Source organism: Psychrobacter aquimaris (assembly GCF_016107525.1).
Taxonomy (GTDB): Bacteria; Pseudomonadota; Gammaproteobacteria; order Pseudomonadales; family Moraxellaceae; genus Psychrobacter; species Psychrobacter aquimaris.
On the sequence record NZ_JABASR010000004.1, the window covers coordinates 68,266 to 84,238 of the forward strand.

Consider the following 15,973-nt stretch of genomic DNA (forward strand, 5'->3'; position numbering starts at 1 on the left):
ATTGAATTGAGGACAGGCCCTAACACATCTTTGGTTGATATATTAATTTTGGCTGTGATGATTTTTTTAACTGACGCCTTTATTTTTTATCAAGATTTATACTCATCCAGTGGCAAACAGGGACGCTACCTATTCATGTTAAATTATATATGAATCGTATTTTTCAGCTTTATTTATGCACTGCTCAGTATTTCATACTAGTATAGTATTTGATGGCATTCATGCTACTGTATTGCTTAAATGTATCATTATTTTCTGATACCTCAGTGTTAGATAGATAACAGGTAGAGCTTACTTAAGAGTAAAAATGCTTTTATGATTAAGCTATCTGTCCGTTCAATTGACTTAATTATCTGCCTAATAATAGTTAAGTCGTTTTGGACGATGGCAACAAAACCTAGCAGCCAGTCAATAGATAAGGATATTATCACTCTCAGCGGCAAACGGTTTACGTCAGCGCTGATGTGTTTTATTGACACGGATATGACTGCTTTACTACAGAATTTACCCTATTTCAAACTTCAAGGACGCTGACTATGACGCCGAATAAACCTTGGCTTGCCCATTATCCTAATGGTGTACCAAAGACCATCAACCCCGATAGATATAGCAGCATCATGGAGCTGTACGAAGAATGCTTTGAGCGCTTTCGTCTGCACCCTATGAGTATCTGTATGGGCGTGACGCATACCTACGATGATGTTGATAAAGCTTCGATTGCCGTTGCCGCATGGTTGCAGGCGCAAGGTCTGCCTCAAGGCAGTGTGGTTGCACTCATGATGCCAAACGTTCCGCAATACCTGCCAACGATGATTGGTATTTTGCGGGCAGGCTACGTTTGTACCCCTGTTAACCCACTGTATACTGGTCGTGAGCTGCGCCATCAGTTGAACGACTCGGGTGCTCAGGTTATTTTTGTGGTCGATAACTTTGCCCAAGCGCTTGAACAAGTCATTGATGAAACCCATATTAAGCGGATTGTCCTCTCAAAAATGGGCGACATGATGGGGTTAAAAGGTATCTTGGTGAATACCATCATCCGTCAGGTCAAACGCTTAGTACCTAAGTACAAACTGAATGACCCTAAGCACGAAGTGACCAAGTTCCCTGATGTATTGAAGAAAGGTAAAAACCTTCCGTTCCACAAGCCAAAAATGCAATTGGATCAAAAAGCATTTTTACAATACACGGGTGGAACAACAGGGCTGTCTAAAGGGGCTATTTTATCTCAGCGTAACATCGTCGCCGCTGCGATGCAGTCAGAAGCATGGACCAAGCCGATTACTTCAGAGATTAATGAGGTTTATATCAATATGGTCATGGCGTTACCGCTATATCATATTTTCGCCTTTATGTTGAGTCTACTCGGCATGCGCTCAGGCTATACCTTTATCTTGATACCCAATCCGCGTGATATACCAGGATTTATCAAAACCTTATCAAAACAGCCATTCCATATATTGCCAGCGGTTAATACCTTATTTAAAGGCTTACTTGATCATCCAAACTTTAAAGATTTGGACTTTAGGTCATTACGTATCTCGCAAGCGGGTGGTATGGCAGCGACTGAACAGACAGCTGCACGTTGGCTTGAGACCACTGGTTGCGCCATGATTGAAGGTTGGGGCATGACAGAGGGTGTTGCCGTGGGTACAGCCAATATCATCACAGATCGTAAATTTAACGGTACGATTGGTGTGCCTGTCTCTAGTGTCGATGTTATTGTCATCGATGATGAAGGCAATCGCGTTGGTGTAAACCAAGCTGGTGAGATGTGTGTAAAAGGTCCTAACGTCACGGTAGGCTATCTTAACAGAGACAGTCGAGATGACTTTACGGCAGATGGCTACTTCCGCACTGGCGATATCGTCAGCATGGATGAAAAAGGATATTTTAGATTACTAGATCGTAAAAAAGACATGATTTTGGTGTCAGGCTTTAACGTCTTCCCAAATGAGGTTGAGTCGGTCATGCTAGATTGTGATGGTATTATTGATTGCGCAGTGATTGGCATTCCTGACGAGCGTCAAGGCGAAGCAGTCAAAATTTATATCGTCCCTGCCGACAACAATGTGACCAAAGAAATTATCACAGATTTTGCGTTAGACAATATGACTGGTTACAAATGCCCACGTCATATCGAATTTGTAAGTGAGTTGCCAAAGAGTAATGTTGGTAAAGTACTGCGTCAAAAACTGCGTGAAAAGCATATGTCGGAAAACCCGCAATCGTAAATAAAGCACCAGTCGTCAAAAAGCGCTTTGCATCATATGCAGAGCGCTTTTTTATGCAAAAACTTAAGTCATGTTGAACATTGAATCAGAGTGCTGGTAGATATTGTCTTTTGGTAAAGCAAAATTAAAAGCAATGAACTGCTAATGAATACTGTTCGCGAATATTCAATATACCTCATAACCCTCATACAGAAATTTTTCATATTGTAACCACATTGTTAAAATTATCACACAATAAATGTCCTATAAAAAAGGATACTCATATAATCACTGGGGATATTTAAAGGAAAAAAAACCGCTCATCACCGCCTACAAACCGCTTGTCCTTTAGATTGTGACAACATATATTTTTTGCTTTATCAAACTTAATTGTAAACTATTAAGTTCTTGTATAAGAATAACAATATCAATTGTAGTTATGTTAATGTGTTGTAAAAATAAGTGATGCTGTTTTTTATTAGAGTAAGTTGATAATATGCTCCATTCAAGTGAGTTCAGGAGCATTATTTGCAGGTGGCGATTTTTGTAGTTTCAAAAATATTAACCAGCTGTTTACTCTATTTAGACGCTCACTTTTTATAGCTAGATGAATCTGTAGTTAAATAATTTATATAGAGGCCAACGTATTTTAGCAGTCTGTGAATTGATAGGATAGCACGCGACAATCCATTGCTTTCAAAGCGATGATTTATATTGTTGACAGGGATGTGACTACTTTTTTATAGAACCTTAACATTTAAGGACGCTAAGTATGACAGTAGATAAACCTTGGCTTGCGCAATATCCAGAAAACGTACCCAAGACTATTAATCCTGATCAATATGAGAGCCTCATAGAGCTGTATGAGGAATGTTTCAATCGCTTTCGTATGCACCCCATGACTATTTGCATGGGTGTTACGCATACTTATGGTGACGTGGATAAAGCCTCACTTGCTGTTGCCGCATGGTTACAAGCGCAAGGGATTCCTAAAGGCAGTGTAATCGCATTAATGATGCCAAACGTCCCACAATATTTGCCAACGATGATTGGTATTTTACGGGCGGGTTATGTGTGTACCCCTGTGAATCCACTATACACAGGGCGTGAATTACGCCACCAATTAAATGATTCTGGTGCTCAGGTTATTTTTGTAGTCGATAACTTTGCTCAAGCACTCGAACAAGTTATTGAAGAAACCGACATCAAGCGTATTGTCATCTCTAAAATGGGCGACATGATGGGGCTAAAGGGTATTTTGGTCAATACGGTTATCCGTCAGGTCAAACGCTTAGTGCCTAAGTACAACTTGAATGACCCTAAATACGATGTGACTAAATTCCCTGATGTGCTTAAAAAAGGTAAAAACCTACCTATCCAATCACCAAAAACCACATTGCAACAAAAAGCGATTTTGCAATATACCGGTGGAACGACTGGTTTGTCGAAAGGCGCTGTTTTGACTCAGCGTAATGTCGTCGCCGCTGCGATGCAGTCAGAAGCTTGGTACCGTCCCGTCACTTCAGATATTAATGAAGTCTATATCAATATGGTCATGGCGTTACCGCTCTATCATATTTTTGCTTTTATGTTGAGTCTACTCGGCATGCGCTCAGGCTACACCTTTATACTGATCCCGAATCCACGCGATATGCCTGGCTTTGTTAAAACACTATCAAAACAGCCGTTCCATATATTTCCAGCGGTTAATACTTTGTTTAAAGGCTTGCTTGACCAACCAAACTTTAAAGATTTGGACTTTAGCTCACTACGCATCTCGCAAGCGGGTGGTATGGCGGCAACTGAGCAAACAGCTGCACGCTGGTTAGAAGTCACTGGTTGTCCGATGGTTGAAGGTTGGGGCATGACTGAAGGCGTCGCAGCTGGTACGGCTAACGTCATCACTGATCGCAAGTTTAACGGTACGATTGGCATACCAGTTCCTAGCGTAGACATCATTGTTGTTGATGATGAAGGTAATCGTGTCGGCTTACATCAAGCTGGTGAGATGTGTATTAAAGGCCCAAATATCACCTCAGGCTATTTTAATAAAGACAATAGTAATGATTTTACCAGCGATGGTTACTTCCGTACTGGTGATATCATCAGTATGGATGAAAAAGGCTATATCACTTTACTTGATCGCAAAAAAGATATGATTTTGGTGTCAGGCTTTAACGTCTTCCCCAATGAAATTGAATCAGTCATGCTAGATTATAAAGGCATCATTGATTGCGCAGTGATTGGCATTCCTGATGACCATCAAGGCGAAGCTGTTAAAATTTATGTCATCCCTGCTGATAATAATGTTACCAAGAGTGATATTAAAGAATTTGCTTTGGACAATTTGACTGGTTATAAATGCCCGCGTCATATCGAATTCTTAAGCGAGCTGCCAAAGAGTAATGTTGGTAAAGTACTACGTGAAAAGCATATGTCGGATAATCCTCAAACCTTGTAGTAATTAAGCTTTAGAATGAGGCCAATAAAAAACCCTCAACATTCATGATGAGGGTTTTTTATTGGTTTCTTTTTGGCTTCATTGCTGTTGGCATCAAGGCAATAAAGCAACTAATTGACTTTACTAACCATCTGCAATGGCAAATGCTTCATTGCTTGACCGACAATAGACCAAGGTAGGCTTGGTACACAAGCTTCGTCGACCTCAGCTTCAATCGCTGCAACGATAGATTTGGTGCCCGTATCGGCATCTACTTCAAAGGGTAATGGTTTGGCATTTTCATTAATTTCAGTACGGATATAACCCGGATAAATGGTCGAAACCTTAATAGGCAATTTGGTTAACAACATATCAGCACGAATGCCCTCTGCCAGATGAGCCAGACCCGCCTTACTTGCGCCATAAGCGGTCAAATGCTTAGGCAGTCCACGCATTGCTGACATGCTTGATATCACCACCAAATGACCGCTGTTTTGCGCGCGAAAGATATTCATCGCTGCTTCACATTGCGCGAGCGCAGAGACAAAGTTAATCTCAACGGTACGGCGGTTGGTATCAAATCGACCTTTGCCAATACGGCGACTATCCCCGACTCCCGCATTGACTACAACACGATCAATATGACCAAAATCAGTAGCGAACGCATCAAATACATCAAATATCGCATCATAGTCGCTGACATCTAATGCTCGATATTCAATACGAATATCAGGATACGCTGCCATCAACTCTGATTGTAAACGCTCTAAGCGCTCAGTACGGCGGGCACAAATAGCCAAGTTATAGCCAAGCTTAGCAAACAATTTTGCCATGCCTTCGCCCAATCCAGAGCTGGCACCAGTGATTAATACTGTTTTACCATGCCCAACCTGCTGCTTACTTAAACCTTTTAGATAGCGCGCAGGCTGAATCGCGCTAAAGAGCTGATTTTTACTTTGTTTGGCACTTTTGGTGACTAAGTTGATCAATTTATTTTGCATGGAACATCCTGTTTACATCAATATTATATGAAGTTGACAGTCTATAATATCGCAAATTTATAGAGATAATTTATCTGTCATAAAAATAAACAAAAAGTATGCCTCAATAATCATAACCAATTTTATCCTGATGCTAATCATAGCTTAATCATAGCCTGGATGTCTCACTGCTATCGCGTACTATTTTAGCGCCAAGTCACGAAGCGTTTGCCATCAGCGAATAAATGGCTGTACTCATTTAAAGACAATAGCCGTGTACTTTGCTCTTTTAAGGTAATAGACGTTACGCCCGTATTAACCAAGCTTTTATTGATTTGATACGCAGTCTGACTCCCTTGTTGTAATAACTGTGCAGTAATAGCAGCGATAATGCCGCCCGAGGTAAACACCAATACCGTACTATCACGCTCTAAGTTTAGATTGACCACTTGCAGACGCACCTGCTCAAGCGCTTGTTTTGCCCGCTCATTAAATTGCACCCAACTCTCGATATAATCGCTGTCATTTTCACCGGCATGCCAGCGCTGCATCGCGGCATCAAACAGCTCCGCTAAACGCGTAGATGGCACTTCTGCTTGCGCAATTTCGGCCGCAATCGCACCTTTACTCATAAAAGCAGGATCAGACTTTATAAACACATCTTTATGATTAAACTCATTAAATTGTGGCAATATATAGCTATCTGGTGCATTAATATCGATTGCAGGCTTACTGGATATATCGCTATCGGTATCAACAAACGACTGATAACGCTGCCAAAAATGATGCGCAGAGTCTTGCTGCCTGACCAAACTACCAGTGAAAATCGCATCGATTCGACGCTGAGTCGTCGCGTAATGCTGACCTAGCATCTGCGCTTGTCTGCTTCCTAGCTCTGAAAGCTGATCGTAATTCTCTTGTCCAAATGACGCTTGACCATGACGGGCCAAAAGTATGGTTGTCATAAAATATTGCCTTATTAGTGGTACTTTTATAATTTTAAACGTCCTAGCTTTGTAATTTTTAAGCTGCTTACTTTTCAGCTTTAGGCATGTTTTGTCCAAAATAGCTCTTCGGCAAAATACCTTTGATAACAGCCTGTATAGGAGTTGGTAACTGCTCAATCATCGCAGCATCAACACCCATATCCTGTAGATGTGGCTGTACTCGGCTAGTAAATAGAATCTCACCTTCATATTGAGCAATCAACTTTAAACATTTAGCATGTAGTACGTGCACAATAATCCAGAAGTTCTTAAAGGCTGGATTGGTCGTTTGCTTGTGATAGTAGCGATAGTAAATTTGCTGCACGATGCCTGCTAAACGGAATAACCCAAACACTTCATAAAACGTCCAGTTGTTTATCTCTAGACCTGTCTGCTCAAGATAATAATCAACTACCTCATCGCGAGTCATCATGCCTTTTAAATGCGTGGGCTGACGGCGTGACTGCTGCATGATGATGTTATCATCTTCTTCAATCCAATACGCCAATGCACTGCCCAAATCCATCAAAGGATCACCCAAGGTTGCCATTTCCCAGTCGAGCACGCCAATGACCTTGGTCGGATCATCAGCAGCCAAAATCACATTATCAAAGCGCCAATCATTATGAATCAGGCACGTTTTACTGTCAGCAGGCGTATGCTTACCAAGCCATTGACGTACTAAAGCAAAACTTGGGACGTTAGGTGTTTTGGCTTTGACATAACGCTTGTCCCAGCCAGTTACTTGACGCTCGCAATAACCTTCACCGCGTCCAAGATTGACCAAATCAGGATGCTTTTTATAGTCGACTTGATGCAGCTCAACTAAAGCATCGATGACATTGGTACATAATGCACGCGTTTGCTCTTCATTTAAATCGATACCTTTTGGCAAATTGGCACGAGGAATGATGCCCTCCATACGCTCCATGACATAAAAGTCAGCACCAATGACGGACTCATCAGTACATAGTGCGACCATTTTAGGTACGTAAGGATAAGCATCCTTTAAAGCTTTTTGGACAGTGTATTCACGCACCATGTCATGTGCTGATTTGGCTTTAGTGCCTTTTGGCGGACGGCGTAAAATCAAATCTTGGCTTTTACTTTCAGCGTTACCTTTGCCTTCATATTGCAAGCGATATGTCCAGTTTGAGGCACCACCCGAGAATTGCGTAACCCTTGGTTCGCCTTCTATATCGACACCTTGAGCACGTAGCCAGTCACTAACCGCTTTGGTGTCAAGCGCTTCGCCCTCGCGAACATCGCCGCCTTTATCCAATATTTTATTAGGTGATTCATGATGGGTATCAGTATTGTTAGACTGATTATCAGTTGCCATGAGATATTCCTTATCTTGTGGTCAGTTATTTTTATAAATAATGAGTATAGGTATGAAAATTCACTATTAATGGTGTAATAGTGAATTTTAATTAAAGATTAAGTACAGTAAATCGTGATTTAAACCAATTTCTATAAGACTATTAACAATGAAAATTAAGCTTTAGCAGGCTTTGACGGACGACTAAAACCTTGACGCTTTAATTCTAACTTAGCAATCATGGTTTTATGTACTTCATCAGGACCATCGGCTAAGCGCAGCGCTCGTGCTTGAGCAAAGAAGCTCGGCAGCATGGTATCTTGACAAACACCCATACCACCATGAATCTGAATCGCCATATCAACCACTTCTTGCAATACCGTTGGCGCAACTACTTTAATAGCAGAGATTTCAGTCAATGCTGCTTTGGTACCTTGCGCGTCCATTTTTTGTGCCGCGTATAGTGTCAATAAACGCGCTTGGTCAATCTTAATACGTGCGTCAGCGATACGCTCAAAATTACCACCTAATTGTAATAATGGCTTACCAAAAGCCGTACGTTCCATGCCGCGTTTGACCGCTAGCTCTAGAGACTTTTCAGCAGCGCCAATACAACGCATGCAATGATGAATACGTCCTGGTCCTAGGCGACCTTGCGCAATCTCAAAACCCATACCCGGTCCACCGATAAAGTGGCTGACGGGTACACGTACATCATTGAAGCTGACTTCGCCATGACCGTGCGGCGCATCATAATCGCCAAATACTTTCAGCATACGCTCGATATTGACACCCGTTGACTTTGCTGGTACCAATACCATCGAATGCTGATGATGACGGTCTTTATTCTCATCAGGCGTGTACGCCATTACAATCAAAATATCAACCGCAGGGTCACCAAGACCTGATGACCACCATTTACTGCCATTGATGATAATCTCATCACCATCGACGACAGCGGTGGCTTGCATATTGGTCGCATCACTGGAGGCGACATCAGGCTCAGTCATACAAAATACCGAACGCGTCTTACCTTCTAATATTGGTGTTAGCCATTTGTCTTGCTGCTCCTCGCTCCCATAACGCCATAGCAACTCCATGTTGCCACTATCAGGGGCATTACAGTTAAACACATAAGGTGCTAATAAACTGCGCCCTGTTAGCTCAGCTATCGGTGCATAATCGGTAACCGACAGCCCCGCTCCTAGCCTGTCATCTGGCAAAAATAAATTCCATAGACCAGCTTCGCGTGCTTGCTTACGTAAGCTCTCATACTTTTCTGGCCATTGCCAAGTTTTCCAATTTCCATCCGGGTTTTGTGCATGACAATCTGCCCAAAACTGTGCCTCTATTGGTTCAATGTGGGTTTCGATAAATGCTTTGACTTTGGCATGCATGGCTTGACCATGTTCGGTGGCGGTAAACATCAATGTATTGGTAGACATAGCTGGCATCCTTTTCCTTGCTGATGGTTAATTATTTTCATCACGTTCACATAAAACTTTGATAAAAAGCCCAATATTAATTTTATAGTGTACGTGCGTATACTCTTTTCTGTATGCCACATTTATAACACAGCATTTATGAATAAACAGCAAAAAGGCGCGACCCGTTAGGACACGCCTTTTACAAAATACAAACAATGCACGATTCAGTGTTGCAAGACTAAGATACTAGCAACCAAATAATACAATGATATTTAAACTTATTTTAGGATATTCAAACGACTGTTTAAATCAAAACGTGCCAATGCATCTGGCAGCTTATCAACGGCCATGCTGATGGTCGCTTCTGCGGCTTGTGACAGCCCTAATTTTTCTGCCAATGTTGGCTTTTGGCGTGAATGCAATGCATACACTTCATTGTTTTCCATACGCTCTAATAGATAACTGTCTGATGTCTGTAATTTATCTACCAAGTTTAAATGCAATGCATCTTCACCGTACCAATGCTCGCCTGTCGCGACTTTATCTACATCAAGCATACCACGATAGCGATTGACGAAGTGCTTAAACAACTCATGCGTTTGCTCTAGCTCTTCTTGGTATTTAGCACGATCTTCGTCGTCATTCTCACCAAATACGGTTACGGTACGTTTGTAATCACCAGCGGTAAACATCTCATAATCGACGTCATGATTTTTCAGCCATTTATGAAAGTTTGGCAACTGTGAGACCACACCAATCGAGCCAATGATAGCAAATGGCGCTGCCACGATATTATCCGCCACACACGCCATCATGTAACCGCCACTAGCGGCGACTTTATCGACACAGACAGTCAGTTTTAAACCAGCATCTTTTAGACGTGCCAATTGCGCTGCTGCCAATCCATAACCATGCACCAAACCACCGCCTGATTCAAGACGCACCACGACTTCATCGCCTTTATTTGCCGTACTGATTAATGTGCTGATTTCTTCGCGTAAATGTTTAACTGCCGTGGCTTTGATATCACCGTCAAAGTCGAGAACGAAAATTTGGGATTTATTATCACTGTTTTTTTTCTTATTTTTGCTTTTTGCCTTCAATGCTTGCTTGGCTTTTTTAGCCATTACTTTTTTGAATTGCTTAAGCGCGGCTTTACCTTGAGTGGCCTCCATTAAGTCTTCACGGCGTTGTTCTTGGTTTTTATTCAGATGGACAACTCGTAACTCAACAGGGTTTTTAGCAGGGTGAAAAAGCATGAGTAGCATTCCTTACATGATTAAGATAATTTTAATAGGATTTTATAAGTGATCCTGATATGTGCGCAGTGGCTGATATTTTCAAGCAAAATGACAATATTTAACCCAATGCAAATGTTACTGAATAAATACGCCCACTACTGATACTTTCCTACGCTTTGATTGGACGCCACTGGTTGTATAACAAGGGCAGATTAGGCATAATATGCGTTTACACCAAATTTTCTGTAGCCAACGTGATGACCATTTGTCTTAATCGCGTTATTTGTGCGTTTTTAGCAGATAGCTTGAATCGCACAGCAATGGCTGCATTATTGTATTTCGAATTGGGCTGACAACTGGATAATTATATTATGACGCAAAGCACTATGACGCATAGCGAATATCGAGACGAATATTGCGGAGCCGTAACCGAAAGCTTCATTGATCAAACCATTAGTATCGTGGGCTGGGTACATCGTCGTCGCGATCACGGTGGCGTGATTTTTTTAGACATGCGTGACCGCGCTGGTATCTTGCAGGTAGTCGTTGATCCTGATACCCCAGAAGCCTTTGCTACTGCTGATGCGGTACGTCCTGAATATGTGCTAAAAATCACTGGTCGCGTACGTCGCCGTTATGAAGGTACTGAAAACAATAATATGACCAGTGGTCAGATTGAGCTTCTGGGCAAAGAAATCGAAGTATTGGCAAAATCTGAAACACCGCCTTTCCCATTAAATGATGAGAAAACCACAGTATCAGAAGACTTGCGTTTAAAATACCGCTATCTTGATATGCGTCGTCCGCAAATGCAAGAGCGTATGGTTTTCCGTGCTAAAGCCACGTCAGCCATTCGTCGTTACTTAGATGACCATGGTTTCTTAGACGTTGAGACCCCTATTTTGACTCGTGCGACACCAGAAGGCGCGCGTGATTATCTTGTGCCATCACGCACACGCCCAGGTAACTTTTTCGCCTTGCCACAATCACCACAGTTATTCAAACAGTTGCTGATGGTGTCAGGTTTTGATCGTTATTATCAAATCGCAAAATGTTTCCGTGACGAAGACTTACGTGCTGACCGTCAGCCTGAATTTACACAGGTGGATATTGAAACTTCTTTCTTAAACGAAGAAGAAATCATGAATATCAACGAAGGTCTGATTAAGCATTTATTCAAAACCATGATGGATGTTGAGTTTGAGCAATTCCCACGCATGACTTACGCTGAAGCGATGCGTGACTATGCCTCAGACAAGCCTGACTTACGTATTCCATTAAAACTCATCGACGTTGCCGATTTAATGAAAGACGTTGATTTTAAAGTATTTGCAGGTCCTGCTAACGATCCTAAAGGTCGCGTTGCTGCCCTACGTATCCCTGGTGGTGCTTCATTAAGCCGTAAGCAAATCGATGCCTATACTAAATTTGTCGGTATTTATGGTGCACGTGGTTTGGCTTATATCAAAGTCAATGATGCGAGCAATATCAACAACGGCGTTGACCAAGAATCTGGTTTACAGTCTCCTATCATCAAAAATATGACCGACGATGTATTGGTAAGCTTGATTGAGCGTACTGGTGCAGAAAGCAATGATATTATCTTCTTTGGTGCGGATAAGGCCAGTGTAGTAAACGATGCAATCGGTGCACTACGTCAAAAGATTGGTCTAGACCTTGAGATGACAACGTGTGAGTGGGCGCCACTTTGGGTGACTGATTTCCCAATGTTTGAAGAAACTGACGATGGTCGCTGGACCTCAATGCACCATCCGTTCACTAAGCCTAAAGGTTCTGTTGAAGAACTAAAAACCAATCCTGAAGCTGCACTTTCTATTGCTTATGACATGGTGTTAAATGGTACAGAAGTTGGCGGTGGTAGCTTACGTATCAATACCTTTGATATGCAGCAAGCCGTACTTGATGCTTTAGGTATCGGCGAGCAAGAGGCTCAAGACAAGTTTGGCTTCTTACTTGACGCCCTAAAATTCGGTGCACCTCCGCATGGTGGCTTGGCCTTTGGTTTGGATCGTCTGATTATGCTTATGGTAGGCGCGGATTCTATCCGTGATGTCATCGCCTTCCCAAAAACCAAAACTGCTGAATGCCCACTAACTCAAGCACCTGCTGAAGTCGATAGCAAGCAGCTACGTGATCTTGGTATCCGTGTGCGCGAAAAAGCACAGGCTGACACCAACAAACCTGCTCAATAAATGGTCTAACGATGTCCGGATATTTTTTTCAACGCTTATTACGTGATTCATCACTGTGTGAATGGTTATGAATCCGTATCATATTTTTAAAATCGTGCCATTGTCTGTCTTGCAGATACTGGCACGTTTTGTTGCGTGGGTGATTATCAAGATACCCAGTTTAAGTATCATGCGTACGGTCAGTATCAATATGGCGTTAATTGCTCCTAAGCTGACCGATGTGCAAAAACAAGTCTTAACCAAAGAGATTATTTATCACCAGTGTTTGACCAGTATTGAATCTATCAAAAGCTGGGCCATGCCACCTGAGTGGAGTATCGCTCAGATTCGCGACGTCCATAATAAAGACATTTTATTAGAAGGACTTGCTAATTCCAACGGCATGCTAGCTATCGTTCCGCATCTCGGTACGTGGGAGATGATGAATGCCTGGCTCAATCAATTTGGTTCCCCAACCATTATGTACAAACCTGTTAAAGGTAATATTACCAACAACTTTGTGCTACAAGGGCGTTCAAGGCTTAATGCGACCTTAGTACCAACCGATGGTAGCGGTGTAAAGGCAATATTTAAAACACTCAAACAAGGTGGCTTTAGTATTGTCTTACCCGATCATGTTCCCGACCCTTCAGGCGGTGTGGTTGTGCCCTTTTTTGGCATTAAAACGCTAACTAGCACGCTTGCTTCTAAACTTGCTAGTAAAACCAAATGTGCATTGGTCGGCTTATCTTGTATTCGCCGTGACGATGGTCATGGATTTGACATCTATTGCTATAAGCTTGATGATCCCGCACTTTATGATCGTCATGCTGAGACCGCCGCTTATGCACTTAACCAAGCTATGCAACAGATGATTGAATCGAAATGTAGTCACTATATGTGGGGCTATCGGCGTTTCAAGCACATTCCCACATTAGGGAATCCTTACAACGTTGATGAAGAAACTTTGGCCAAATTCATTCGTGACAACAAACTGGCTGACCATAACGATCACAACGTTCATGATACAACCACGCGCGCTTGCAATGAGCAATGACCTTACAATTAGCCAAACGTTTAGAGATATCGTGAATCATAGCTGTGATAGTATTGGCTGACTTTTGTACCTTTAAACGTTACTAAGGCGTGTTCTCAGTTCAATCGATCGTCTTATCAATGGATTAGAGATGACTAAATTTTGACAAGCTACGTCAAATAGCCAGTCAATACCTCGATATTGTCTGCGCTACTTTCTTGTTTGGCGATAATTTATCTCATTTTTACAATGAGAACATACCCTAAATATTTTTTATTTATATTAATATGAGTGCATTATGGCAACTGACGTAACCAACACCTCATCGACAGACCACACGCCAGCAAGCAGCAGCACTGCTGAGCAGCGTTATGTTATCTGTATGAAATGGGGTGACAAATACGACGCTGAGTACGTCAACCGTCTTTATAATATGGTCAGTCGCCATTTGACCTTAGACTTCCAAATGATCTGCCTTACTGATGATAGCAGCGGTATCAACCCTGCTGTGACTTGCCATCCTATTCCAGAGATGGACTTGCCTGCTGGGCCTGAGCGTGGTTGGAAAAAACTCACGACTTTCAAACCTGAACTATATGGTCTCAAGGGTGTGGCGTTATTCTTAGATATCGACATTGTTATTGTTGATAACATAGATGCCTTTTTTACCTATCAAGCTCAGCATAAAGACAGCGTGGTGATTATCCGTGATTGGAAAAAACCGTGGCGAATGATTGGTAATAGCTCTGTTTACCGTTTCAATATTGGCATGAACACCTATCCTGATTTGCTCGCAAACTTTGAGCGCAACTTTGCAACCATTCGTACCCAAGTGCGCCATGAGCAAGCTTATCTGTCTAACTATTTACGTGAGCATCATCATTTAGAGTATTGGGATAAAACGTGGTGTGTCAGCTTCAAGTACCAATGCATCGCCCCTATTCCCTTTAACTTTGTGCGCGCACCTACTCTGCCAGATGGCGCAAAGATTGTCATCTTTCATGGTGAGATTAATCCGCCAGATGCCATCAATGGTAGCGGCGGTAAATGGTATCGCCATGTTAAGCCAAGCCCTTGGCTAAAAGATTATTGGCGATAAACCCATAGGAAAAACCATGAAAGCAGATGATGAGATGCAAATAGATATTGTGATTGCTTGGGTAGATGGTGATGAGCCACTGCTCAAACAAAAAAGGGCGCGTTATCAGAAAACAACCAGCGCGGCATCTGACGCTATCAGCTCAACACGTTTCGCCAGTAACGATGAAATATATTACAATATTGCCTCCATCATAAAATACGTGCCTTTCTGTCGACATATCTATATCGTCACCGACCAACAGCAACCGGCACTGATCGAAGCGTTTGCTGAACAGAATATTTGTGCAAAAGACAAAATACGTATCATTGACCATAAAGATATCTTTGCGGGCTATGAGCAGTTTTTGCCTACTTTTAACACGCGGTCTATTGAAAGCATGCTATGGAATATTTCAGGTCTTTCTGATTATTTCATATACATGAATGATGATTTTTTCTTCAACCAACCTGCTGTTATCACAGATTTTTTAGATGATGACACTATTATCATTCATGGTCATTGGCGAAAAAACACCCTTCTACAAGCCAAACTCCAATATCGAAAATCTCTACAAAAACTAGCAGGCAAAAAAGTTCAACCCAAACATACGATTGCCCAAATGCTCAGCGCTAAAATCCTGGGTATGAGTCAATTTTTTGAAGTGCATCATTATCCCCATATTGTCGATAAGAATATTTTAAAAAGCTATCTTTTGCATAACCCTCAGCTATTGATTGAGCAAATTCAATATAAATTTAGAGATGTGGCTCAGGTAAACCCCATTACCTTAATGAATCATCTAAAAATTCAACAAGGGGAAGCTTGTCTAAAGCCACCCGTAGCAATCAACTATTTAAAAAATGAAAACGGTGTTGAAGATTTTTTAGCAGGTTTGCAAAAACAATCTATCAAATATGGGTGTATACAAAGCTTAGACTTGCTTGACCCTGACTCCCGTAACAATATTACCGAGGCGATGATTCAGAAGTTTTCACAGCATCTGCCATCATCGTTATTGCTCAATCTCACTAAATAGAATCAATCTCATAATAATAA

11 protein-coding genes are annotated in these 15,973 nt (G+C 41.9%); 6 read left to right on the forward strand and 5 right to left on the reverse strand.

The features are described from left to right. The first annotated feature begins 536 nt into the window (after positions 1–536). On the forward strand, positions 537–2,234 hold the full coding sequence (locus JFC10_RS04835) for an AMP-binding protein (RefSeq protein ID WP_198331915.1): 1,698 nt from the start codon (positions 537–539) through the stop codon (positions 2,232–2,234). Positions 2,235–2,985: 751 nt separating this feature from the next. Then, on the forward strand, positions 2,986–4,674 hold the full coding sequence (locus tag JFC10_RS04840; protein WP_198331916.1) for an AMP-binding protein: 1,689 nt from the start codon (positions 2,986–2,988) through the stop codon (positions 4,672–4,674). A gap of 110 nt (positions 4,675–4,784) precedes the next feature. Here JFC10_RS04840 and JFC10_RS04845 read toward each other — a convergent pair whose 3' ends face one another. From JFC10_RS04845 to sohB, 5 genes are all read right to left on the reverse strand, one after another. Then, positions 4,785–5,654, reverse strand: a complete 870-nt coding sequence (locus JFC10_RS04845) for an SDR family oxidoreductase (protein WP_198331917.1) — start codon at positions 5,652–5,654, stop codon at positions 4,785–4,787. Positions 5,655–5,839: 185 nt separating this feature from the next. Continuing rightward, positions 5,840–6,598, reverse strand: coding sequence for a histidine phosphatase family protein (locus JFC10_RS04850; protein WP_198331918.1), 759 nt, complete (start codon positions 6,596–6,598; stop codon positions 5,840–5,842). A 67-nt stretch (positions 6,599–6,665) separates the two neighbouring features. Further along, positions 6,666–7,961, reverse strand: a complete 1,296-nt coding sequence (locus JFC10_RS04855; protein WP_198331919.1) for a phosphotransferase family protein — start codon at positions 7,959–7,961, stop codon at positions 6,666–6,668. Positions 7,962–8,116: 155 nt separating this feature from the next. Further along, positions 8,117–9,367, reverse strand: a complete 1,251-nt coding sequence (locus JFC10_RS04860) for an acyl-CoA dehydrogenase family protein (RefSeq protein ID WP_227686007.1) — start codon at positions 9,365–9,367, stop codon at positions 8,117–8,119. A 278-nt stretch (positions 9,368–9,645) separates the two neighbouring features. Beyond that, positions 9,646–10,626, reverse strand: a complete 981-nt coding sequence (gene sohB / locus JFC10_RS04865) for a protease SohB (protein ID WP_198331921.1) — start codon at positions 10,624–10,626, stop codon at positions 9,646–9,648. Between the two features lie 368 nt (positions 10,627–10,994). Between sohB and aspS the strand changes: the two genes are divergently transcribed. The 4 genes from aspS to JFC10_RS04885 all read left to right on the forward strand — a co-directional run bounded on the left by aspS (position 10,995) and on the right by JFC10_RS04885 (position 15,953). Next, positions 10,995–12,821 carry an aspartate--tRNA ligase gene (gene aspS, locus JFC10_RS04870; protein ID WP_198332046.1) on the forward strand — a complete coding sequence of 609 codons (1,827 nt, stop codon included), beginning with the start codon at positions 10,995–10,997 and terminating at the stop codon, positions 12,819–12,821. A gap of 67 nt (positions 12,822–12,888) precedes the next feature. Next, a complete protein-coding gene (locus JFC10_RS04875; RefSeq protein WP_198331922.1) occupies positions 12,889–13,857 on the forward strand; it encodes a lysophospholipid acyltransferase family protein in 969 nt (322 codons plus the stop codon). 361 nt (positions 13,858–14,218) lie between these two features. Beyond that, positions 14,219–14,935: a glycosyltransferase gene (locus JFC10_RS04880; RefSeq protein ID WP_406947343.1), complete on the forward strand. Its 717-nt coding sequence runs from the start codon at positions 14,219–14,221 to the stop codon at positions 14,933–14,935. Between the two features lie 16 nt (positions 14,936–14,951). Beyond that, positions 14,952–15,953: a capsular polysaccharide biosynthesis protein gene (locus JFC10_RS04885; RefSeq protein ID WP_406947341.1), complete on the forward strand. Its 1,002-nt coding sequence runs from the start codon at positions 14,952–14,954 to the stop codon at positions 15,951–15,953. Positions 15,954–15,973 lie beyond the last annotated feature (20 nt).